Raw genomic sequence first — 20,078 nt, 5'->3', positions numbered from 1 at the left:
ATCCGATGCTTAGTAGCGGCCCGCCCAGGCACGTGTGACCAGAATCACTCTTTAATCTTGGTGCCACCTTAGCAGGAACAGGTTCAACCCGGCGACCGGAGAAAACGGCGCCGCGGCAAGCTGTTGGCCGAATGGATAATGTCAGGCGGCTGGCACGGCCGCGGGTGAACGGTCCTCGGCCGGACCGCCTTCAGCCGGCTCGTCGACGAGGGCGCCGAATTCGAAGGCCTGATGAATTCGCCGCGCCTGATGACCAGGCTTGCCGAAGGCTCGGCGGCGTGCCTGCTGTTGCGGCGCGCCTCGAGCGCGTGAGCGCGGGCGCGCGGCGGCCGCAGCCGCAGGACGAGGCCAACCTCGACGATCTCTTTGCGTGCTACACGCTGGAACGCGAACGCGACGTCCACCGCGAATTCTTGCAGACGCTTGGGCTTGCATCGAGCGGCGCCTCGAGGCGGTCGAGATCTCGGCGCCGCCACCGCACGCCTCGGCAGCAATTCGACGGATCGGGTTTCGAGGGCGTTAACCTTGGCGTTAGCGGCGGCGGTTTGGTCATTGTCGCGCCCCGGAGTTGGTTGCAAATACCTCGGTCAAAATCACGGCGAGAAATTCCGTATGTTGAGAGACGGCAAGTATGCTGCCTGGTTCAGGACCCCGCGTGGTCAGGGCACCGGCCTGGTGGACCTCACCGACGGCCGGATTTCAGGCAGCGACAGCTTCTTCACCTATGGCGGCTCGTACCGGGTCGATGACGAGCGCTTCTCGGCGGTCTTGACCGTGAACCGGCACTCCGATGGTCCGCCGAACGTGTTCGGGCCGGACCGGGTCGAGGTCGATCTCTCGGGTGTATGCAACGGCCTGCTGGCGACCTGCACGGGAACGGCCAGGGAAGCACCCGACGTGAAATTCGAGGCGACGCTGATCTACAGCCAGGAGAATGCGCCGGCCTCCGACGCCCGATGCGCGGTGGTGAAGCTCAATGCCGACAAGCTGCCGAAGGGCCTCGACAACCGGGGCCGGCCACGCCCTCGGTTCACGCCGACCAAGACTCCCCTGTCCTGAAGCTCCGGTGTCTTAGCTTTGCATTGACGCTGTTGGCGCGAAAGCATCGTGAGCCTTTACTGCAGCAACTCTGCTTTTAGAGGTGACGTCTAGGTTGAGGCCCATACCAAAAGGCGGACAGGGACATGCCTCAGATCTGGATGACATATGACGAACTCGCGACACTCAACGGCTGCAGCGCTGCCGAAGCGCGGCTGCTGGCGCTGCATCTGTCGCTCGACCGCCGCAAGAGCCGCGACGGGAACACCCGCGTCAAGCTGAGCCCCGCATTGATGGCCCGGTTCTTCGAGACCGTTCGCGAACCCGACTTTGCTCTCGACGATGCAATCGCGGCGCTGCGCGAGACCCATCGACGGATGTCCGGTGTTCTCGCGACTGAACAGGACAGCCTCAGGCGCGGCGTGGCGTAGCTCCGTCGCGCCACTGGCCGCTTCAGGAGGCCCGCGGCCACGGCAGGAAAGCCAGGGTGGTTTGGGCCAGAAGAACGCCGACGGGGCCGCCGGCGGCCTTCAGCAGCACATCTATGAGCCGCGGGTCACGATCCGGCGTGACTGCTTGCAGAATTTCAACTCCGATCGCGACGGCCAGCACGAACATGCAAGCCAGCCTGAGCCGCCCGGGCAACAGGAAGGACAGAAGGAAGCCCAACAGGCCATAGGCGCTGAAGCGCTCGATGACGACGACCCAATAGGCCTCCGCGTGGCCCACGAGCACCGGCCTGCCCGCGAGCTTGGCGAGGGCCGCGTAGACGATGAGCGCGAGGCAAAGGCCCGTTGCGGCGATGAGCTTGTTCCGGGTCATGAGGCCATCTTAAAGCAACGATAGTCTTGCCTCGGAGGAAGTTGAGGACATCGTTAATGTCGTGCTCTTCGAGGCACACGTCCTGACCCGCGCTGCGGCATGCGCGCCGGACTTGCTCGTGCCATAAGCCATCCGTGATCGGTTTTCATCCTTAACCGCTACCCCTGCCGAATGCTTTCTACGTTGCGAAGCCCGCGGATGTGGCCCTAGAATGCAACAGCAAAGGGTAACTCGAGGGGGCTCCCTATGCGCATGTTCGCCATTGCTTTGTCCGTGCTCCTCCTTCCCGTTGCGGCTCGCGCGCAAGAGAGGCGCCGCAGCCCAAAACCGATCCATGCATCTATACCATCGGGGGCAAGGAGTATTAGGTGCCGCTCGGTGTGAAGATTTGCTTCCGTTCACCGCCTCCGTACGGCGACCAGTACTCACTTCAACAATGTTTCACCCCGCTGAGCGAATTTGCACTGGTCAAACGCGGCGATCCTTGCTGCGAGCGCTACGAAGACCGGCCGGGTCTCCTGGAACACCCGTTCCGGTGTGAGGCCAATTGGATACGTACCGGCACTGCCGTAGGGCTCGTGTTGTGTCGAACTTATTTCAAGCGACCAGCACCGCTGCTGATTGGCGGAGATCGACGGGCGCGTGTCGAGCAGGTCGAAGGACAGGGGCGCTGCAACCAGATAGCCTTGGCCTTCCTCAACGCCGCAGGATCAGCGCGCGGACCTGCTCCTCGGTCTCCATGCCTTCGGCGACCACCGTCATGTGCAGGTCGCGCGCGAGCTCGACCAGCATCTCGACGGGTCGTTGTCGACGCATCCACCGTGATAGTATCGACGAGGAACTTGTCGATCTTGATGGTGTTGGCGCCCAATCTCTTCAGGCGCGACGGGCCGCTGTGGCCGACGTCAACATCGTCGATGGCGACGCGGAAGCCATAGTCGCGCAGCTCGCGCACCACGGATGCCGCGCGTGCGAGATCGTCGAGATCATCGCGTTCGGTCACCTCGACCACGATCTGCCGCGCCGAGACCTTTGCCGCCAGGACCTTGATGCGCAGTGTCGACGAAGCCGGCGCTCAACAGGTGTTTTGGCACCACGTTGAGCGACAGCTGAAGTCCTTGTCCGCCTTCAGATGCGGCTGCACGTCGAAAGCGCGCTGCCCAGGATCTGCGAGGTAATGCCCTGGATGCGTCCGCTGGATTCGGCAAGCGGAACGAAATTCATCGGCGGACCGAGCCGTCCTCGCGCAGCCAGCGCACCAGGATCTCGCAGCCAATGATCCGGCCCGTGCGCAGCGCGAAGATCGGCTGGAAATACGGCTTGAACTCGCCGCGCGCGAGCGCGCGGTCGAGATCGGCGACCGGTCCCTCGATGCCCCAGGTTCTGGACAAGAGGATGCCGAACAGGACGCCGAGCGCGAGAGCGAGGGCCATGGCCGGCCAAAAGACTTCCGAATTCCACGTCGACAGCACTGCGCGCTCGACGCGAATGGTGGTGCGAAGCGGATAGCGCACCGAGCTCTTGTCAAAATCGGTGGCTTTGCGCAGGGCCTTGTCGCCATCGAGCATGAACGCACCCAGCTTCTCCCCATTGCTCAGCGCGAGCAGCACCTCGCTGTGCGCGCGCAGCTCGGCCGGCATGATATCGAACAGGCTGGAATTGACACCAGGATCGCGCCTTACTGCGGTCGATGTTCCGGAGCACGCCGAGCGCGTCGCCGCCGAACTGCTCGACGCGGAACAGCAGCAGTCCCACATCGCGTGACCCCAGCATGTCTCGTCGGTCGACCCAACCCTTGTCGAATTCTAGCGTCTCCGAATAGGCCGAGCAAATCACCGAGCCGTCGGCATTGACGAGGCGGACGTCCTTGACCGCGGAGCGCTGGTAGACGTGGAGGTGGATCGCCTGGAGCCAAGCAGGGCTGCAATCGGCAAGTCCGCGGCCCGCGAGCTCGTCGAGGCTCGCAGCGGCAAAGTCGATCGCGAACTCGGAACGGCACAGCACCACCTCGGTCAATTCGTCGAGCTGGGGCGCCTGCTGATGGCGGATGAAGCTCGTCGCAGCAAGGTGGCCCGCGGCCAAAGAGCAGCGTGCTCGAGAGCACGAGCGCAGCGCGCGAGACGGGTGGCCGCGCTGGTCTCATCGGCCTGCGAGGGGTTAAGAAAGGATAACTCGAATCCCACCCTCCGAGGCGCTAAGATAAGGTTTAAGCGCGCCGTTCAAACCGGCCAACACTCCAAGATCGAGCTCAATCGCGCAGCTGTTCCAGAGTCGGCCTGCCGGCCTCAGTTCTTCTTGGCGCTCTTGGACTTGAGCGACAGACCAAGTCGCAACGCCATGCGCTTGATTGCGTCGGGCGACCGTCCCAGCTGCTTCGCCGCCTCTTCCAGCGTAACTGACGACTTGGCTAGCTCCATTAACCGGCGGTCTTCCTTGAACGACCAGGTCTTGCGGGGCATGACGAAAACGATCCTCTAAAGCGTCAACACAACGACAAAGCCGCCAAGCGACCCATGTTCGCTCGGCGGCTTTGCTTGGGTGGGGCCGGGCCTTGGGGAAGCCCGGTGCTAAGAGGGATAAGCGATTGGCGAAAACTCGCAACAAAGACCGCGGATTAAGCTAACTGCTCAACCTTACCGGCAACGAAATCAGCGCGTGTGGCACCGTACAAACACGGGAGTTTGGCTAGCCGAGGCCGATCGCGTGGGCGCCGTTGTCTGCGGAGCGAGGTGCTGCCCACACGGATCTTGTTCTGGCTCGGCAGATCGCAACCGCGCCGGGTCACTTCAGCTTCAGCGGATGCCGCTTGGTGCCAAGCCCCGGCGTATGATCGTGGGCAGATCGGATTGGCGTGGCTTAAAGCCCAGAACGTCGCGTGCTGCGGAAGGATCGGCGACAAGATAAGTCGGGTCGCCCGGCCGCCGTGGCTTGACGACGTGGGGGACCTCCGCGCCCGGTCTCCTGCTTGATTGCGGAGAAGATCTCGCGCACCGAAAAGCCTGCGCCGGTGCCGAGATTGAAGCTGCCGCCGGCATGCCTTCGAGCCGCAGCCTCAAGGCCGCGACATGCGGGGCGGCAAGATCGGTGACATGGATGTAGTCGCGGATCGGGGTGCCGTCGGGCGTGTCGTAGTCGTCGCCGAAGACAGCGAAGTCGCCGACATGTCCCTGTAGCGCCATCATGGCGCGGGGGATGAGATGCGTCTCGTTGTCGCGCAACTCGCCGATGCCGCCAGCGGGATCAGCCCCGCTGGCATCGAAATAGCGCAGGCAGAACGCGCGAAGTCACAGGCGGAGCGATAGTCGGCGATCATGCGCTCGATCATCCATTTCGATGCGCCGTAGGGGTTGATGGTGCGCAGGTGAAATTTTCCGGCAGCGCCTTGCTATCAGCATTGCCGTTAGTCACGATGCGATGGCAGCCGGCATTGCGCATGACCTTCAGCAGCGACAGCGTGCCCTGCACATTGTTGATGTAGTACTTCTGCGGGTCAGTGACCGACACGCCAACGAGGCTCGCGGCTGCAAAATGCATCACGGCTGAAATAGTCTGATCGGCGAAGGCCCTCGCAAGCGTTGCCTCGACCAGAAGGTCACCGATGATGAGCGGGCTAGATACGAAGCGCGCGATGACCCGTGGAGAGATTGTCGCAGACGATGGGCTGGTAGCCGGCAGCAGCGAGCCCGCGGCAGGCGTGCGAGCCGATATAGCCGGCGCCTCCTGTGACGAGCACAGTCGGTCGGTTGGTCATTTCAACTCCATGGCACGGGAAGAACCGTCAGTCTGGATCAGGCCATTGAGAGTGCGCATAGGCCGTGTCCGCTAGTCTCAACCCTCGCTGGTTGACAGCATATGGGCTTCGTTCCAGCTGGCTGATGAAGCTGAATGGGTAAGGCGTAAATTGGCTGGATATTCCGGACCGCAGACGTCGATCGATGGCGCGAAACGAACTCATTGTGGCATGCTCATGCTCATGCTCATGCTCATGCTCGTGCTCGTGCTCGTGCTAGGCACGCTCGCCGGCGGCGGAGAGGGATTTGCCAGGCACCAGCCCTTTCGGGGGATGCGGTGGATGCCGAGAGTGCTCCATCGCCGGACAGTTTGACGTCCCGCCAGGATTGGCAGCGCCGCATCTCCGAGGCGCGCAAGCGCGCGGACTAGGCGCGAGCGGACTGGAAGCTGCAGGCGCCGCTACAGGCCGCGATCCCGCCCGATTCGGCCAAAAAAATAGCGACCCAGCGCGTGCTCAACGACGATGCGCTTCGACGTGGATGTCGTGTCGACGGATAAAGGGATGTTCGTTTTCCAGGGCAGGTCTGGTTCGGACGGCGAGACGGCGGAGTTCGTTCCTGTTGCTCTGCGCTACGCAAGCGCGTGAGTTCTGTCGTCGCCTTTGCGTTCTGTAAGATGGCGACAACCTATTCGCATCGAAATTGTTCCCGCAACAAGTCAGAATGAAACATCAAATCTAATTGCGCACCGGCCGCGCGTTGAATCTTGTGCAGTATAACTTGCGTCACGAGATCGTCGAATTCGTTCTGCTATGTTTTGCGCAAACAACAACGCGAAGACCGACATGCTGCAGAAAGCTCTAACGGCATTGCCGCTTACAAAGATCAGTGAGCGGGCATTCGAAGGCGCATTTTTCGGCGTAATGCTTATTGCGATGGCAGGCTGGGTCTATTTCATCACGCTGTTGCTGGTGAAATTGTGCCTCTGGTTCCTTGGTTGATGAGAATCGGCGCTCGCCGCGCGAGCAGCGCCCAAATTTCTTAAGCTGGCAACAAAATTCGGCGTCGTTCATCATGATGTTTCATAACGACGATGAGAATGGCGACAATCAAGAGGGCATCCGGGAAGATCGAAACATTCCGCAAATGGAAAGATTACGATGGCGCCCGTGCTGATCCTGCTCTCGATCTTCTTCGCTGGTTTCGGTCTTAGTTACGCGATGCGCGCTTGGCGGTCGCGCAAGCGCCGTGAGCGCGGGGGTCTGTATGCGTCCTATAGTCCCCCCGGCTCTCGCCCGGCAGCTCCGCTGACCAGCACCCGACGGGGCATTCTGAAGAGTTGCACTTAGGAGTCGCGTGATGCGAGACAATCATCGGGAATAACCATATTTGGTTAGGCTAAGCCATATCCGCCGTTGCACGGTCGGCACTCGGTAGCTAGGTTGCGCGCGAATTTTGCAAAGCAAATGATTGCCGTTTGTATTGCATTGATTGGGGTCTTGCGTGATGATCTGGCTGATTGCCCTGGTCGTGCCCTTGGTGGCCGCTCCGCTTTTTGTCAGGGCCTATCGTCGACGTTCGACAGGTTGACGGGCCCCTGGATTGAAGGAGGGGGTGCGCCGACTAGCCTGAGGAACCACGCCCCGCGCAGATATTTTGTCGATGAGGTGGGCCGGCGTGTGCTGATCGGACTCACGCCCGAGGAAACGATGGAGTTCGAGCGCCTGGACGGCCAGACCGCCCTGCACGAGATAGTGGGCAGGCTTCGGACGAAATGGCCTACGGGTGGCGGGCGGCGAAGAGCGCTGGCGGGAGCTCTACGTTAAGCTCGACGACGCCTGGAAGGCCTCGTTGGCGCAAAACCGGGCGGAGCAGGGCGGCAGCTTTAGCCTTTATTAACCACGTCGGACCCATTTTCTGGTCTGGCGCCTCAAACCGGAAAATGCACGCATGTTCCAGTTGTTCTCGCGGGCTCGTTCCCACAGTTTTCTCAGAGATCGCCTGGACGGCGAGCAGGTGTTTCGTGCGCGCTCACCTGAGCGGGACGCAGAGACTGACCGAGCACGCATCCAAGCCATCATGGGCGCCATCGAGAACGCCTTGCAGGCGGCCGAGCGCGAGCAGGACGGCCTGAACCGCCGCGTTGAGGACGTGCTGGCGCGCGCCGCGGTGACCATCGGCAATGGCGATGATGAGTACCTCGAGCGCGAGGCCTTGGACAGTCATCACCAGGATCTGTTCGATAAGGAGATCCAGAACGGCCAGCGAAGGCTCAAGGAGCTCTCTTCCTCGATCGCTCATTTCAAGTTCGTGAAGGCGGCGATGCTGGGCCGGTTTCCGGAGATCGTGGCGCCAATCACCAGCAATTAGACTTCAATTCCAATGCTTGATGCACTCGCGGTCGCATGAACCATCTCGCGTTCGGTTGGATGGCGATTCTGGTTTCCGAGTCATCTCTGCGACTAGCTGCAGCCTGCGCAGTTCCGTTGCGTGCCATTGCGGCGACAATCAGTGTGCCATTCGCTGAAAGTTCATGCTGGAATTCGGCGGAGTCAAGCCGGCATACAGAATACCGAAGTTAGCCGATGAGGCAAAATGAGCGAACTCGTTCGCCGACATCGCCGGCGCAATCCGCCAAAGTCATCTGCCCATTGAGCCATCGGAGACATCGCCCTCGGCATACTCGATGGAGCCAGCAATGCTACCCAATCCGCCATTGCGGGAATGCACGCTTAATTGATCGCTGCCGGTACAAGGAGGCGACTGACGCGCTTCGCGAACCGTTGGCCAAGGGGCTCGCAGCACCACGAGCATGTGAACTGCGAACAGGCCGAAGGCGTACCCGAATTGCGGTAGGGCTCCAATCAGCAGCACATGCCCGATTGCTGACGCGAAACGGCCTTCATGTGCCAGCTCGACGGTGACCGCGAGGGTGACCCCAAGCAGAGTAGTTGGCACGATGATCCAGACGCGAAAGGCCCCTGCGAGAACTGCGCCCACGAGAAATGAAAAGATGGCGACTAGAAGCACCTGCTGTCTCCCGACCGCCACTCTTTCACCGGGATTCCCTAAGAAACAGTTCGCAATAACGCCTAGAAATCCTGAAGCGTCTGATCGGATGATCTCGCGAGGCGCGCAACCACGGTCATGGCACGGCCCAACCCTTTCAGGCTGCCTGTGGCAATAGGATTGCCCGGAACCTTCGAACTCTATGCGAGTTCAGCAAGATGAACGCAAGCTTACGCCTGCCAAATTGATGTCCGATTTCGCGGTATCAGCGCGCGCATGCCGCAACTACCGCCGCCGGGCTTTTTAGTCCTGACCAAACGCCATCCCTCCTCGAATGGCGTCGATTGATTCGATGCATTCAGCTCCTGCGAGACTCGTCATCGCGGCTTTGTGGCCTGCAGTACCGGTGCCCGGCACGCAATTCTGCAGCGGGACTGCATCGTTTCGGCGGTGCCGAGAAACAGAACGCCACCATCAGCTAGATATGGGAGAACGCAGCGGTGCATCACTATTATCGTATCGATTTGAAGTTTCGTGATCTCTCTGCTCTTGACGATTCGCTTCTTCCTTTGCGAACTAAAATACCGTTAAACCTTGATGCACTGCACATTTTTGCATTTTAACGTTGTTTTCTTCACGCCAGTAAATTTCACGTTGCTCATCCACAGCAGGAGGCGATCTTGGTCCCTCGGAATTCGACTGAACGGAGCGGGCGCGCGGCTGCGCCGGAAAGGCAATTGGCACCTGAGCCTGCCGAAACGGACACGCATCCACCGCGCCTGCCCAACGCTCATCGAACCCGCCTGAACATTAAGATTCCGTACTCGGCCCTGCAACATGTGTTGGCGCTTGTGGACGGGTCCGTGATCATGTTGTCCAGCCTGGTGGGTGGTGGCCTCTACCAGCTTGTTGCGAACGGCGACTTCAGAAACATTGACCAGCTGCTGGGCGCCGGCCTCATCTCCGCCCTGCTTTACGTGCTGATCGGCCAGAGGGAGGGCTTCTATGATCTGCGCGTTGCGTTCTCGAAGCGGAAAAGGGACGCTGGCCGTATTGTCACGCAATGGTCGATAGTCAGTCTCTTACTCACGCTGCTCGCCTTCCTGATGAAAACCGGCGCCTCCTTCTCCCGCGGTTCGATCATCTGCTTCAGTCTGCTGGCACCTTTCCTGCTTCTGCTCTCGCGACGCATCTCCACGCTTTTTGTTGCCGCCGCGGTGACGCAAGGTCAGGTCCAGGGACGCCGCGCGATCGTCCTGGGAACGCGCAACGAGCTCGCGACGCTTGGCGTCGAGGATCTCCTGGAGCGGTTCGGCCTCACGGAAATCGAACGTGTCGTGTTCCCAAGTGATCGCAACAACCGCTTCGCGATGACGGAGGACGAGTCGGCGTCGCTGGAGAGGTCGCTGGCCATTGCGCGCGAGCGGGGCGCGGATGAGATCGTGCTCGCGCTTTCCTGGCGCGATACCCGCAAGCTCGAGCTGGTGCGCGATCGCTTGAGGAGTTCGCCGCTGCCGGTGCAGCTGCTCCCGGATGGTCGCATCCGTTCGCTCGGAAAAAATCCCTCTTTCCGTCTGCGCAAGTCCTTGTCGATTGAAATCCAGCGCGGCCCACTCTCGCGCGCCGAGCAGCTGTTGAAGCGTTGCGTCGATGTGGTGGGCGCAATGCTCGGGCTCATCGTCCTTATGCCGCTCATGCTGCTGAGTGCGATTGCGATCAAGGTCGATTCGCCGGGGCCGGTGTTTTTTCGACAGCGGCGCAATGGCTTTAACGCCAAGCAGTTTCCAATCTTCAAGTTTCGGACCATGACCGTGATGGAGGATGGGGCGGCCGTCGTGCAGGCGAAGAGATTCGATCCGCGCGTAACCAGGGTCGGCCGGATACTACGGAAGTCGAGCCTTGATGAGGTGCCGCAATTGCTCAACGTTCTCTTTGGCGACATGTCCCTGGTGGGTCCCCGTCCGCACGCGCTGGCACATGACGATTACTATGGCGACCTGCTTTCGGCCTACGCGTTCCGCCATCACGTCAAACCAGGTATTACCGGCTGGGCGCAGGTCAACGGCTTTCGGGGAGAGACGGCACGCGTTGAGCAGATGAAGGGCCGGGTAGATTGTGATCTCTGGTACATCAACAACTGGAGCCTAGCGTTGGATCTAAAGATTGTTCTTCTGACCGGCCTTGCCCTCTTCCGACAGCAGAACGCCTATTAGGAGCTTCCGCCTGCAACTTATGCAGGGACGGGGCCGTGTGTAGTAGTGACGGGTCGGAGCGGAGGCACGGCACTGTTCCGCTTGATTGGGAGAAGAACCGGAAACGGAGGACTCTTTTTGGTCAAGCAAAGCCGTATGACATCCCCACGCGCTGCGCTTGGGAGGCGTACAAAATAGGTTAGAGCAAACCGGGGCGCAGCCGGTGTGGACCAGCAGTCGATCGAGGCGTTCGAGGCAGTTGCAGAGCAACTGTACAAGCTCTGGAATCGAATGTCTTCGGACAGCTACTTTCCATCCGGTCAAGCGTGTGCAGATCGACAAGCGCGACGGCGGGAAGAGGCCGCTAGGAATTCCCACGGTTGTCGGATCACGTTGCTCAAGCAGTCGTCAAAGGATATCTGGAGCCGGATTTGGAAGACACTTTCATCCAGACTCGATCGAATATCGGCCCAAAAATTGGCGCTCGATGGCGTTGGGGTTGCTCGCCAGCGATGCTAGCGGCATCCCTTCGTGATCGATCTCGACATTCGGACACATTTTGACTCGATATCGCATGAGCTTTTGCTCAAGGCGATTCGGAAGCACACGGACTGCGCTTGGGCGTTGTTGTACATTGAACGGTGGCTTAAAGCTCCCGTTCAACTGGAAGACGGCACCCTGAACCCCCAGAGAAGGGCACGCCGCAGGGCTCGGTGGTATCGCCGCTGATAGCGAATCTCTTTCTCCGCTATGCGTTCTACATGTGGATGCGAAGAAATCATCCGAGCATCCGTTCGGGCGTTATGCCGATGATATTCCTGCCATTGCGTGAGCGGCAGGCACAAGAACTGAAGGAGACGCTTGCGAAGCGTTTTGCCGAATGCGGATTGGAACTTCATCCAGACAAGACGAAGATCGTCTATTGTAAGGATGACGACCGGCGAGGTGATTATCCTGAACAGAAATTCGACTCTTTGCGCTACACGTTCCGCGCCCGTCGGTCGAAGAACCGTTGGGAGAAGCACTTCGTCAACTTCAGCCCCGGTGTCAGCAATGCCGCGACGAAGGCCATCCGACAGGAAATCCGTGCTTGGCAACTACGCTGCCGGGTGGATAAGAGGATCGACGACCTGGCGAGGCCGCGCCATCGGGAGTCGAGTAAGAAGGCGAGCGCGCGGTGGATACGTGATTTCCTAAAGTAGAAAACGCGGGTGACTAATCCGGGTCCATTCTGACAAGCCCCCGGTCCAGTTAAATTGCTACGCAAATCGAATGAACTTTAAGAGCAAGAATCTACCGGATTGCTAGCAGCGATTTAGTTACCCCGAACCTCTCGCGCACAATCTTCGATTGAGGAAACAATGCTGCCATCGACTGGGCATCAAGAAGTCGGGCATCCTCGATAATGCTATAAGCCTCGTCAACATTAGCAGCTTTTTGGTAAAACCCGCATTTTGAGGTCTGGACCATCTTTAATCGCACTATTTCAGGCATCCAATGAATGAATGGCAATCTGTAGTGCGGCTCGATAGGGAACCAGAAGTTCGGTGTTTGCACAAAATGCCGCGGCGCGATCCGGCAAATTTCGCGAGCCATTCGCTTTTGGTCAGGCCACCGACCAACGTGCTCGATCACCGAATTCGAATGGACAACATCGAACGAATTATCGTCGATCCCGGCCATGTCACGGGCATCAACCACAACGCTGTCGAAGCGCGTATCCGAGAATTCATGCTTCTCGAGGTCGAGCACCGTTATGCGAACATTGCGCGGAATGAGTTCGTCCTTGAATGCTTCCCACGGTTCCCATCTTCCGCCGACGTCAGCGATGTGGCATTTGCCTTTGTGTGCAATGATTTCGTCCACTAGTCGGATAAATCGGGCAAATCGCCTGCGCCGGAAGTGATTTCTGTAGTGGCGACGATTGTAGTTCATTATCCATAACTCTTATGGTTCAATGCGGGGTTATGCCCGGAGGGGCCGCTCGATGCAAGCTCAACTCCTGAGCTATTCAGCCGAACTGATAACCTGGCACTCATTTCGCACGCTCGCATGAACTTGAGGCCGCTAGTCACCAAAGTGCCTGATTTCCGTTCTTCTCAACAAAGGCAGTTACTCAATAAGGTGATAATTCGCCGGAGGCGTCACCTCAAAGTGCAGGTCAGCGCGCCTTCCTTGTCGTTGCGGCAGACGCGAGGTCGAAAAAACTCGACGAGGTTTCCCGCTCGGAACCTGCATCAGTCTATCAGAACGTTTTTAATAGCCCGGCGAGAGGTTTGTATCGCATCATTATAGATGGCGAAGGAATTCCGAGACCATGCAGGTTGCGCCGGGTGGAAGTGATACTGTGAAACCTCTCACAGTTGCAAAGCGAGTGGCTCTTATCGCCGAGCACATTCGGCTCTACGATGCCAGGATATTAGACGCGGGCTGCGGCGGCGGCGGCTACGTCGAGTATCTTTGCGCGCAGGGTGCACGCGCCGAAGGTGTCGAATTTGATTCAGACAAAGTTGAGGGATGGGAGAAGGCACATCCCGGGGATTCTCGCGTGCGGCGAGGAGATCTCGTTCGGCTGAACTATGAAGACGAGACCTTCGATGCCATCCTGTGCAATGAGGTTTTGGAGCACGTTCCGGACGAGCACGGCAGCTTATCCGAACTTCGCCGCGTCCTGAAAGGCGACGGAAAACTGTTTCTCTTCACACCTAATCGCTTCCATCCTTTCGAAACGCACGGCTTCATCTCGAATAAAACGGGCAAAGGCACGGGAGCGCTGAAGACCTTCCTGTTACCGTACTTTCCTCTAAGCTTGCTGCCATCATCGCTCGAACCTTGGGCACGAAACTACTGGCCGCACGAATTGCGTGACCTCGTATCCAAGTCCGGCTTCAAGGTTCTCTCACAAAGCTTCGTGTGGCAGACCCTCGAAAACAACAGTGGCTATCAGCCTCGGGGCATTGCAGCGATGGTGCCGCTGCTCCGCAAGTGCTTTTCGATCGCAGAGCACGTTCCAATCGTTCGGGCTCTTGGCGCATCGCAACTGATCATTGCTGAAAAAGCGAGCCGGCCTTGAAGCAAGAAGATGTTGCTCTCAGCGTCGCGATCAATGCCGCGTGAACAGTCCGGATATGTAGGCAAGTTGCGGGGCAAAACCCGCTGGAAAGTAAATTAAGTCTCGCCGAAAGACGTTCCAACTTCAATCCGCACTTTCCAGGCCCAACTTAGCTTATCGAACTTGAATTGAACTTGGCGATCAGTATCGGGTAGGTATCATTAGACGGCGCTTTACGAACTGACGTCTGAGATGTCAGGTATCAATCGTATTTAGGCCCGAGCCTTCAACTAAACCGCAAAGCTGAACACGACCTAAGCAAGATGCATCGTTCTGAAATCGCCATCGTGATGGGAGGAATGTTAACGCAACAAGTGACGGCGTTTGTCGGCAGCGTTTGGATAGCCAGACAATTGGGTTCGGTTGGTTTTGGCGAACTTGCGATATTGAAGAACATATCTACGTTCTTCTTGCTTGTAATGCCGCTCGGCCTGGATTTGGCGCTGTTGAAGCACGCTACTTTGTATCCGCCTCGCTCCGCCGAGCTGGCTACCATGTCGACGTCTGTAAGGAGTATCGCAGCCGCGCTAAACGTCTTGCTCATCGGGCTCACTGCAGCGTGGTTCGGTCCAGAGCTGCAAAAGATTTATCACGAGATCGACCACTTTTCATATTACTGCGTCCTGACAATGGTCGGAGTCATGCTCGCCGCGGACGTGCAGATTTCTGGTGCCTTGTACCGAGTAGCGGGCCGTCTTAAAAGCTACTCCTTGGTTGCTAGCTATAGCCAGTCGTTGATGCGTCTAACCCTTTTGATCTTTGTGTTACTTCTGGGCGGGGAAGTGCTGAGCGTCGTTTGGGTAAATACGATAGCTTACATAAGCTCGTTCCTGGCTCTGGCGTACCTTGACAGCCAGGAAGTGCGGCCGCCGAGTACAATCTCCCTCCAATCTATCCGAGAATCTGCGCGTGTATTGCGTGAGTCGATCTGGATGGCTGCCTCGCTCCTCGTGTATCAGTCGATGAGGTTCATGGATGTCCTGGTTTTGGGTGCGCTGACCAACGTTCAGGTGACCGGTCAATATAATGCGATCAGCGGAGTGGCGCAGATAATTCAAATATATCCGATGGCAGCTTCGCAAATGATGGGGCCGCGCATCGCAGAGTCATATCGGATACACGCGCTCGACGGCATTGTTAATGAGCTGCGGCATTATCTCGATAGGGCGACAATGCTAGGCGGTTACATGTTTGCAGGGGTCGCGGTCTTTGGGACTCAATTGGATCTGGTCTTTGGTAAGAGTTTTCAATTTTCGTGGATGTTATCCGTTCTGCTGGCGAGCAGTTGGTATTTCAGCGCAATACTCTCTCCGTTTGGCTATGTACTTTCCATGACAGGCCGACATCGCACGGAAGTCATGATCTTGAGCGTAGGGGCCGGGATCCTCATCGTGAGCCTATTTGCGCTTATTCCAATGCTCGGCGATGTCGGAGCCGCTTTGTCGGTTCTGTCTGGGTTTGTGACGGTCAATGCCATCAGGTGCGCCTATGTCGTGCGGATATTAGGCATGAATCCGCTGAGGATATCGGATATCATTCCGCCTGGCACGTTTTTCGTGGGGGCATGGATTGTGTTGCATTTCGGCAGTATGGTTTTGGAGCCATCGCTCGTGTCGCTCATTATAGAGGCTTCGCTCTATACTTTCCTGTCACTCGCAATCTACCTCTTCATTTTTACCAATTCCGCTCAGCGTGCACGGCTTTTTTCGCGGTTGGCTGCCTACGTGGGAACTAAATGAGAAAAACGGTAGCTATAGTGGCTCCGCATTTTCCAGAGTACTCACTGGAATATGGTGCTGCACTATCTCGATACTGTGAGGTTCTTGTCTGTCTTGATGAAGGGCAATTAACAGCAGAATATTCAGGGCAGCAAATCCCGAAACGTCTTGAAAACCACGTTCGTGCCTTTCGTTTCAAGACAGCAATGGACCTTGTGCGTCTGGTCCGTACGGTCGCACGCGCGAGGCCTGACGTCGTTCATCTTCAAGAGGCAGTCGGGCCGCGCAGAAGATTATTCAATGCTCTCCTCGTAATGGCCGTGAAGCGGTCCTCCAAGATCGCCCTGACGATCCACGATCCGAGTCCTCATCCTGGAAGGGACGGTGACGAGGCGCGGCGCGGATTGATGTTCCGAGACTATGTCAGGCGGCGCGCGGACGTTGTCATCGTACATGGGGAATATTGTCGTGAGCAATACAGGCTGAGTGAGCCGGGCTTCCATAGGCGGATGGTCGTAAGTGCGCATGGGACGATCTTGTCTCCGGAGCGGTTTCGAGCCGAACCGTCCGGTCATCTCAAGATGTATTTTTTCGGTCGAATGGAAGAATACAAAGGTCTCAAGGTTCTTTGTAGGGCGGCCGAAATTCTGCACAAAGAAGGACTGCCCTTCAGTCTGAAGGTGGCAGGGAAAGGTCCGGAGCTTGATAAACTCCAGGATCGCTTGAAAAAACTTCCGGAAGTAACCGTCCTAAATGCATTTGTGCCACGCCTCGACGTTATTTCGTCGATGCAGGAAGCGGATTGCGTCGTACTGCCTTATACGAGCGCGACACAAAGCGGCATTGCTGCAGCGGCATTCGCCAACCACCGGTTCGTTATCGCAAGCCGGATTGGTGGGCTGCCCGACGTAGTCAAGCACATGGACAATGGGCTTCTATTCGAGTCGGGTGCAGCCGAGGAGCTCGTCAGGGCTATCCGCACGGTCGCTTTTGATCCTGGATTGAGGAAGACGCTCCGCGACGGTGCTCGCCGTACTGCCCAGAACGAGCTCAACTGGGATCGAATTGCCGAAGTTCTTAGCCTAAGTTTCTTTGAATAGAATTCCTGCCCCGGCTGATCTATGCGCGGGCGGAACTCAATTTGAATGTCATAAGCACACCAGCATCGCCATCGGAAACGTGATCCCGTTGTGTTTTAGGAGCGGTGCGGTCGCTTGGGCGTGCGTTTATGCACGGGATCCTACTGCGTGTTTTGCGCTGATTCCAACGCATTGATTAGCAAAGTCGCTGCTTGTGACCACGCGAAATCCGCTCTCACTCGTTCAGCGTGTGCCGCGGCGCGCAACCTAATGTTCGCTAAAGAGCAGCTCGTTAGGTGGGCAACAGCGTCTTCGACGGGCTGAAGATGGCTTACAAGTAATCCATCATAATCTCGAATGATTGACCTCGCGCCGGCCAGATCCAGCGCCAGCGGCAGGGTTCCCGAGGCCAGAGCCTCCAGAACGATGAGCGGATAAGAATCCACTACCGAGAGATGAATCAGCACGTCTGCGCTACGAAGATGACCGATCAATTCTTCAGGGGAGGCCCAATCAAGCAGTCGGATTTGTTCGGAGAGATTTTTCTCCTCAATGCTTCTGCGCAAAGCGGAGCGAGTTTGCTCGTCTGCACTGCCAATAATTTGGGCTGAAAAAGCCACCCCGGCTTCTCGAAGGCGTAAGCAAACATCGATGACTAAAAAGGTGCCTTTCGCAACGGAGAGCCTGCTCGCGTGGATAAGCCGAAGTACCGCCGGTGGCTGAAACTCGGAGCTATCTGAGCTGCTGGGCTCCGAATTGGGTACGAGGACTTCGCGAGGGAGAAAAGTTCGGATAAGCGATCGCGGGGGCGAGGAGGGAAGCGATATTTCGCTTTCCTGGGTTCGGGAGAGCAATGCGATCCGGTCTGCAAAGGACAGTATCAACAGCGATGCTGTGCGTAAGAGCAGACTGCGTTGCGATTTCCAGTTTAGACCCAGATGAGGTGTTACGACGGTTTCATAGCCAATGGCCTTGGCAACGAGCACGTAGATCAAATCGGGGAAGTTGACGTATTGGATCCAGGCGACGGCTCTGCCTCCAGCTCGGGAACCAATTAAACGCAGCAAGCCGAGCAGGAAGGCAGGGACCCGCCTCAGCGATAGATATGCAGTGCTAGTCCATAGACGTTGGATCTGAAGTTCCGGCCGGCTTATTTGCATCGAGAAGTTGGCTCGATCACAAAATGCTTCAACTCCGCCCAAGTGATCCCGTGTGCCGCCAACGACGAGAATTCTCATGGAACTAAAGCTCCTTGTCATCATTCGATATGCAATTGGGGAAACAGCTCACCGCGCATGATTCCGTGCCGACCGGCTCTAATCGAATTTGTTTAGCTCGACAAGGAGCCACAATTTCGACGTCGATATCAGCTTGTTTGGATTTCTCACTTACGATGGTGAAAGTCTGATGCTCATAGACTTGTTGAGAAAAGTGCGTGTCTTCGCTAGCGGCAATCATTGCGTAGATTGGCTGAACTCAATGAGCTCCGGACCAGCGATCGTTTCGTTTTTGAATGCTCATGCCGTGAATTTGTGCTGCAGAAATTCTGACTTCAACAGCGCTTTGTTGGGTTCGCACGTTCTGTTGCGGGATGGCGTCGGTGTCGAAATGATCATGCGCGCCGCAGGATTGCGACCAGGCATCAATAACAATGGTACCGATTTTATTCCCAAGCTCCTGCGATCTCGCCCGGGAGCGAGAGTAGCTGTTATAGGAACCGAGGAGCCGTGGCTTTCGACAGCTTGCGCGCGTATCGAAGAGCTTGGCGCGAGGGTCGTGGTCGCTATCGACGGGTTTCAGCAGCTGACGAGCTATGTTCACAAGATCCGGGAGAGCACTCCAGATTTTGTCGTCCTGGGAATGGGAATGCCGAAGCAGGAGTTTGTTGCTGCGGAACTCGTCAAACAACTGGATCGACAGGCCTGTTTGATATTGAACGGTGGAGCAATACTCGATTTTCTGGCCGACCGTTTTCCACGTGCGCCTCATCTTTTGAGACGCTTTCGGATGGAGTGGCTTTTCAGGCTTCTTTTGGAGCCTCGGAGATTGGGGCGACGATATATTTTGGGCGGCGTGATCTTCTCGGCAAGGATAGCTCGTGTTGCGTGGATCTGCCGGGGAGACCGTAAGGCAAAGGGCCAAGCCTAAGGCATGAGCGTACGCCTAAAAGTCCGCCACCTCCAAAGCCTTCGTGCGATCGCGGCTTCGCTCGTGGTTGCTGATCATGCTTTGGAGTACCCGATACGCAGACAGATATTAGGTGAGGATAATTACGCGTTCGCCTGGATACTGGGCTGGATTGGAGTAGCAGTTTTCTTCGCGATCAGCGGACTAATCATGGTCCGGAGCTCGCGCGATTCCTTCGGCAGCTTAAGTCAGGCTCGGCGATTTGGAGCTCGAAGAATTCTTAGAATAATACCGCTCTATTGGTTGGCTACGTTAATCTTTCTGATCGTTTCATTGACGCGAACGAATGCGGTTGATCTCGCTGAGTTCATTAAAAGCCTGCTCTTTGTTCCATATTGGTCGCCGAGATTGTCAAGCATGAAGCCGATCGTAGGACAGGGGTGGACTCTCAACTATGAGATGATGTTCTACGCGATATTTGCTTTAGCCTTAATGCTCAAAAGAGGTTGGGGGCTCGCGTTGATATTTATCGTCCTGGTTGGGCTGGTGGGTTGTCATCTCGTATTGTGGCCGCCGACCCCCTATTTGGATCCGGTGACTCCCCTTCAATTCTGGACGGATCCGATCATAATCCTTTTTGCTCTAGGAATGATCGTCGCCCAGCTGGAGCAGCGATCCGGGCGCTGGCTTGAAGTACCTTGCCCGATCGTTTGTTCGCTCGCTCTCATTCTTCTCTGCGTGTCTGCATTCGTTATCCTCGGTGGAACTTTTCCATTGCAGATTTATTGGCAACTTCTCTTCGCAGCGGTGGCAATTTGCTGCGTCCATGCTTGCGCGAGCGGTTCCGCTGCAACGGTTGGCAGGACTGAGCAGGTACTTGAGATAGCTGGCGATGCATCCTATAGTACCTACCTTGTCCATCCGCTCGTATTGATGGTCTTTGCGACGGTTTGGGGTGTGTTGCCGCGTTCAACGCAAGATCCTGCAGCGTTTGTAGTTGTATCGATCTTGCTCTGCAATTTGGTGGGATATTTCATTCACGTTCTGGTGGAACGCCCCCTCGGCGAAAAGCTGGGCCAGTTTACGGCAGAAGCGCGGACCTCCGCCAAGCGTTCTCAACTAACCGCCTAATACGGCCGCGCTCACCATTCACCTCCAGCTTGGGCATGCTAGTTCGAGAGAATTGGGATTGACGAAGTCCAGACCGGCGCGCTCGCGGCGGTTTGGAATTGCGCCGCGATTTCGGATCG

19 protein-coding genes and 2 pseudogenes are annotated in these 20,078 nt (G+C 57.3%); 11 read left to right on the top strand and 10 right to left on the bottom strand.

Going from position 1 to position 20,078, the window contains the following annotated elements; all coding sequences use genetic code 11:
• Positions 1 to 83: 83 nt before the first annotated feature.
• Positions 84 to 404, bottom strand: coding sequence for a hypothetical protein (locus ACRQ5Q_RS33250; RefSeq protein WP_439394156.1), 321 nt, complete (start codon positions 402 to 404; stop codon positions 84 to 86).
• Between the two features lie 208 nt (positions 405 to 612).
• On the opposite strand from ACRQ5Q_RS33250, the gene ACRQ5Q_RS33245 reads away from it, so the two are divergent.
• Both ACRQ5Q_RS33245 and ACRQ5Q_RS33240 read left to right on the top strand, forming a co-directional pair.
• Positions 613 to 1,059, top strand: a complete 447-nt coding sequence (locus ACRQ5Q_RS33245) for a hypothetical protein (protein ID WP_439373630.1) — start codon at positions 613 to 615, stop codon at positions 1,057 to 1,059.
• 125 nt (positions 1,060 to 1,184) lie between these two features.
• Positions 1,185 to 1,469, top strand: a complete 285-nt coding sequence (locus tag ACRQ5Q_RS33240) for a hypothetical protein (RefSeq protein ID WP_439394154.1) — start codon at positions 1,185 to 1,187, stop codon at positions 1,467 to 1,469.
• Positions 1,470 to 1,491: 22 nt separating this feature from the next.
• Here the strand turns inward: ACRQ5Q_RS33240 and ACRQ5Q_RS33235 are convergent, their stop codons facing one another.
• From ACRQ5Q_RS33235 to galE, 6 genes and pseudogenes are all read right to left on the bottom strand, one after another.
• The gene (locus ACRQ5Q_RS33235) at positions 1,492 to 1,860 is read right to left on the bottom strand and encodes a VanZ family protein (RefSeq protein WP_439394152.1); all 369 of its coding nucleotides are present in this window, start codon (positions 1,858 to 1,860) and stop codon (positions 1,492 to 1,494) included.
• A gap of 868 nt (positions 1,861 to 2,728) precedes the next feature.
• Positions 2,729 to 2,863 (bottom strand): annotated as a pseudogene (locus tag ACRQ5Q_RS33230) (hypothetical protein); the annotation flags it as partial.
• Positions 2,864 to 3,080: 217 nt separating this feature from the next.
• Positions 3,081 to 3,500, bottom strand: a complete 420-nt coding sequence (locus ACRQ5Q_RS33225; protein WP_439394150.1) for an EAL domain-containing protein — start codon at positions 3,498 to 3,500, stop codon at positions 3,081 to 3,083.
• Entirely contained in the window at positions 3,385 to 3,864 is a 480-nt protein-coding gene (locus ACRQ5Q_RS33220) for a hypothetical protein (RefSeq protein WP_439399920.1), read from the bottom strand. Before ACRQ5Q_RS33220 ends, ACRQ5Q_RS33225 begins: the two co-directional genes overlap by 116 nt.
• A gap of 281 nt (positions 3,865 to 4,145) precedes the next feature.
• Entirely contained in the window at positions 4,146 to 4,319 is a 174-nt protein-coding gene (locus ACRQ5Q_RS33215; RefSeq protein ID WP_439394148.1) for a hypothetical protein, read from the bottom strand.
• Positions 4,320 to 4,652: 333 nt separating this feature from the next.
• Positions 4,653 to 5,611, bottom strand: a pseudogene (galE, locus tag ACRQ5Q_RS33210) (UDP-glucose 4-epimerase GalE).
• 825 nt (positions 5,612 to 6,436) lie between these two features.
• Here galE and ACRQ5Q_RS33205 point away from each other — a divergent pair.
• Positions 6,437 to 6,592 (top strand): hypothetical protein, encoded by a 156-nt coding sequence (locus ACRQ5Q_RS33205; RefSeq protein ID WP_439394146.1) that lies wholly within the window; start codon positions 6,437 to 6,439, stop codon positions 6,590 to 6,592.
• A gap of 949 nt (positions 6,593 to 7,541) precedes the next feature.
• The gene (locus ACRQ5Q_RS33200; protein WP_439394144.1) at positions 7,542 to 7,961 is read left to right on the top strand and encodes a hypothetical protein; all 420 of its coding nucleotides are present in this window, start codon (positions 7,542 to 7,544) and stop codon (positions 7,959 to 7,961) included.
• 270 nt (positions 7,962 to 8,231) lie between these two features.
• Here the strand turns inward: ACRQ5Q_RS33200 and ACRQ5Q_RS33195 are convergent, their stop codons facing one another.
• The gene (locus ACRQ5Q_RS33195) at positions 8,232 to 8,621 is read right to left on the bottom strand and encodes a hypothetical protein (protein ID WP_439394143.1); all 390 of its coding nucleotides are present in this window, start codon (positions 8,619 to 8,621) and stop codon (positions 8,232 to 8,234) included.
• A 659-nt stretch (positions 8,622 to 9,280) separates the two neighbouring features.
• Between ACRQ5Q_RS33195 and ACRQ5Q_RS33190 the strand changes: the two genes are divergently transcribed.
• Both ACRQ5Q_RS33190 and ACRQ5Q_RS33185 read left to right on the top strand, forming a co-directional pair.
• Positions 9,281 to 10,813 (top strand): undecaprenyl-phosphate glucose phosphotransferase, encoded by a 1,533-nt coding sequence (locus ACRQ5Q_RS33190; RefSeq protein ID WP_439394141.1) that lies wholly within the window; start codon positions 9,281 to 9,283, stop codon positions 10,811 to 10,813.
• Positions 10,814 to 11,505: 692 nt separating this feature from the next.
• Positions 11,506 to 11,994: a hypothetical protein gene (locus ACRQ5Q_RS33185; RefSeq protein ID WP_439394139.1), complete on the top strand. Its 489-nt coding sequence runs from the start codon at positions 11,506 to 11,508 to the stop codon at positions 11,992 to 11,994.
• 91 nt (positions 11,995 to 12,085) lie between these two features.
• Here the strand turns inward: ACRQ5Q_RS33185 and ACRQ5Q_RS33180 are convergent, their stop codons facing one another.
• Positions 12,086 to 12,727, bottom strand: a complete 642-nt coding sequence (locus tag ACRQ5Q_RS33180; RefSeq protein WP_439394138.1) for a class I SAM-dependent methyltransferase — start codon at positions 12,725 to 12,727, stop codon at positions 12,086 to 12,088.
• Positions 12,728 to 13,109: 382 nt separating this feature from the next.
• Between ACRQ5Q_RS33180 and ACRQ5Q_RS33175 the strand changes: the two genes are divergently transcribed.
• From ACRQ5Q_RS33175 to ACRQ5Q_RS33165, 3 genes are all read left to right on the top strand, one after another.
• A complete protein-coding gene (locus ACRQ5Q_RS33175; RefSeq protein WP_439394136.1) occupies positions 13,110 to 13,865 on the top strand; it encodes a class I SAM-dependent methyltransferase in 756 nt (251 codons plus the stop codon).
• Between the two features lie 302 nt (positions 13,866 to 14,167).
• Positions 14,168 to 15,643: an oligosaccharide flippase family protein gene (locus ACRQ5Q_RS33170; protein ID WP_439394135.1), complete on the top strand. Its 1,476-nt coding sequence runs from the start codon at positions 14,168 to 14,170 to the stop codon at positions 15,641 to 15,643.
• On the top strand, positions 15,640 to 16,722 hold the full coding sequence (locus ACRQ5Q_RS33165; RefSeq protein ID WP_439394133.1) for a glycosyltransferase family 4 protein: 1,083 nt from the start codon (positions 15,640 to 15,642) through the stop codon (positions 16,720 to 16,722). Before ACRQ5Q_RS33170 ends, ACRQ5Q_RS33165 begins: the two co-directional genes overlap by 4 nt.
• A 140-nt stretch (positions 16,723 to 16,862) precedes the next feature.
• On the opposite strand, the gene ACRQ5Q_RS33160 is transcribed toward ACRQ5Q_RS33165, so the two are convergent.
• Positions 16,863 to 17,939: a glycosyltransferase family 4 protein gene (locus ACRQ5Q_RS33160; protein WP_439394131.1), complete on the bottom strand. Its 1,077-nt coding sequence runs from the start codon at positions 17,937 to 17,939 to the stop codon at positions 16,863 to 16,865.
• A gap of 133 nt (positions 17,940 to 18,072) precedes the next feature.
• On the opposite strand from ACRQ5Q_RS33160, the gene ACRQ5Q_RS33155 reads away from it, so the two are divergent.
• Positions 18,073 to 18,849, top strand: coding sequence for a WecB/TagA/CpsF family glycosyltransferase (locus ACRQ5Q_RS33155; RefSeq protein ID WP_439394130.1), 777 nt, complete (start codon positions 18,073 to 18,075; stop codon positions 18,847 to 18,849).
• Between the two features lie 3 nt (positions 18,850 to 18,852).
• Positions 18,853 to 19,959: an acyltransferase family protein gene (locus ACRQ5Q_RS33150; RefSeq protein ID WP_439394128.1), complete on the top strand. Its 1,107-nt coding sequence runs from the start codon at positions 18,853 to 18,855 to the stop codon at positions 19,957 to 19,959.
• Positions 19,960 to 20,078 lie beyond the last annotated feature (119 nt).

The sequence above is a fragment of the Bradyrhizobium sp. PMVTL-01 genome (genome assembly GCF_051861855.1).
In the GTDB taxonomy this organism is placed as follows: Bacteria; Pseudomonadota; Alphaproteobacteria; order Rhizobiales; family Xanthobacteraceae; genus Bradyrhizobium.
The sequence above is the reverse complement of the archived record's forward strand: the minus strand, read 5'-3'. Positions and strand labels throughout refer to the sequence as shown.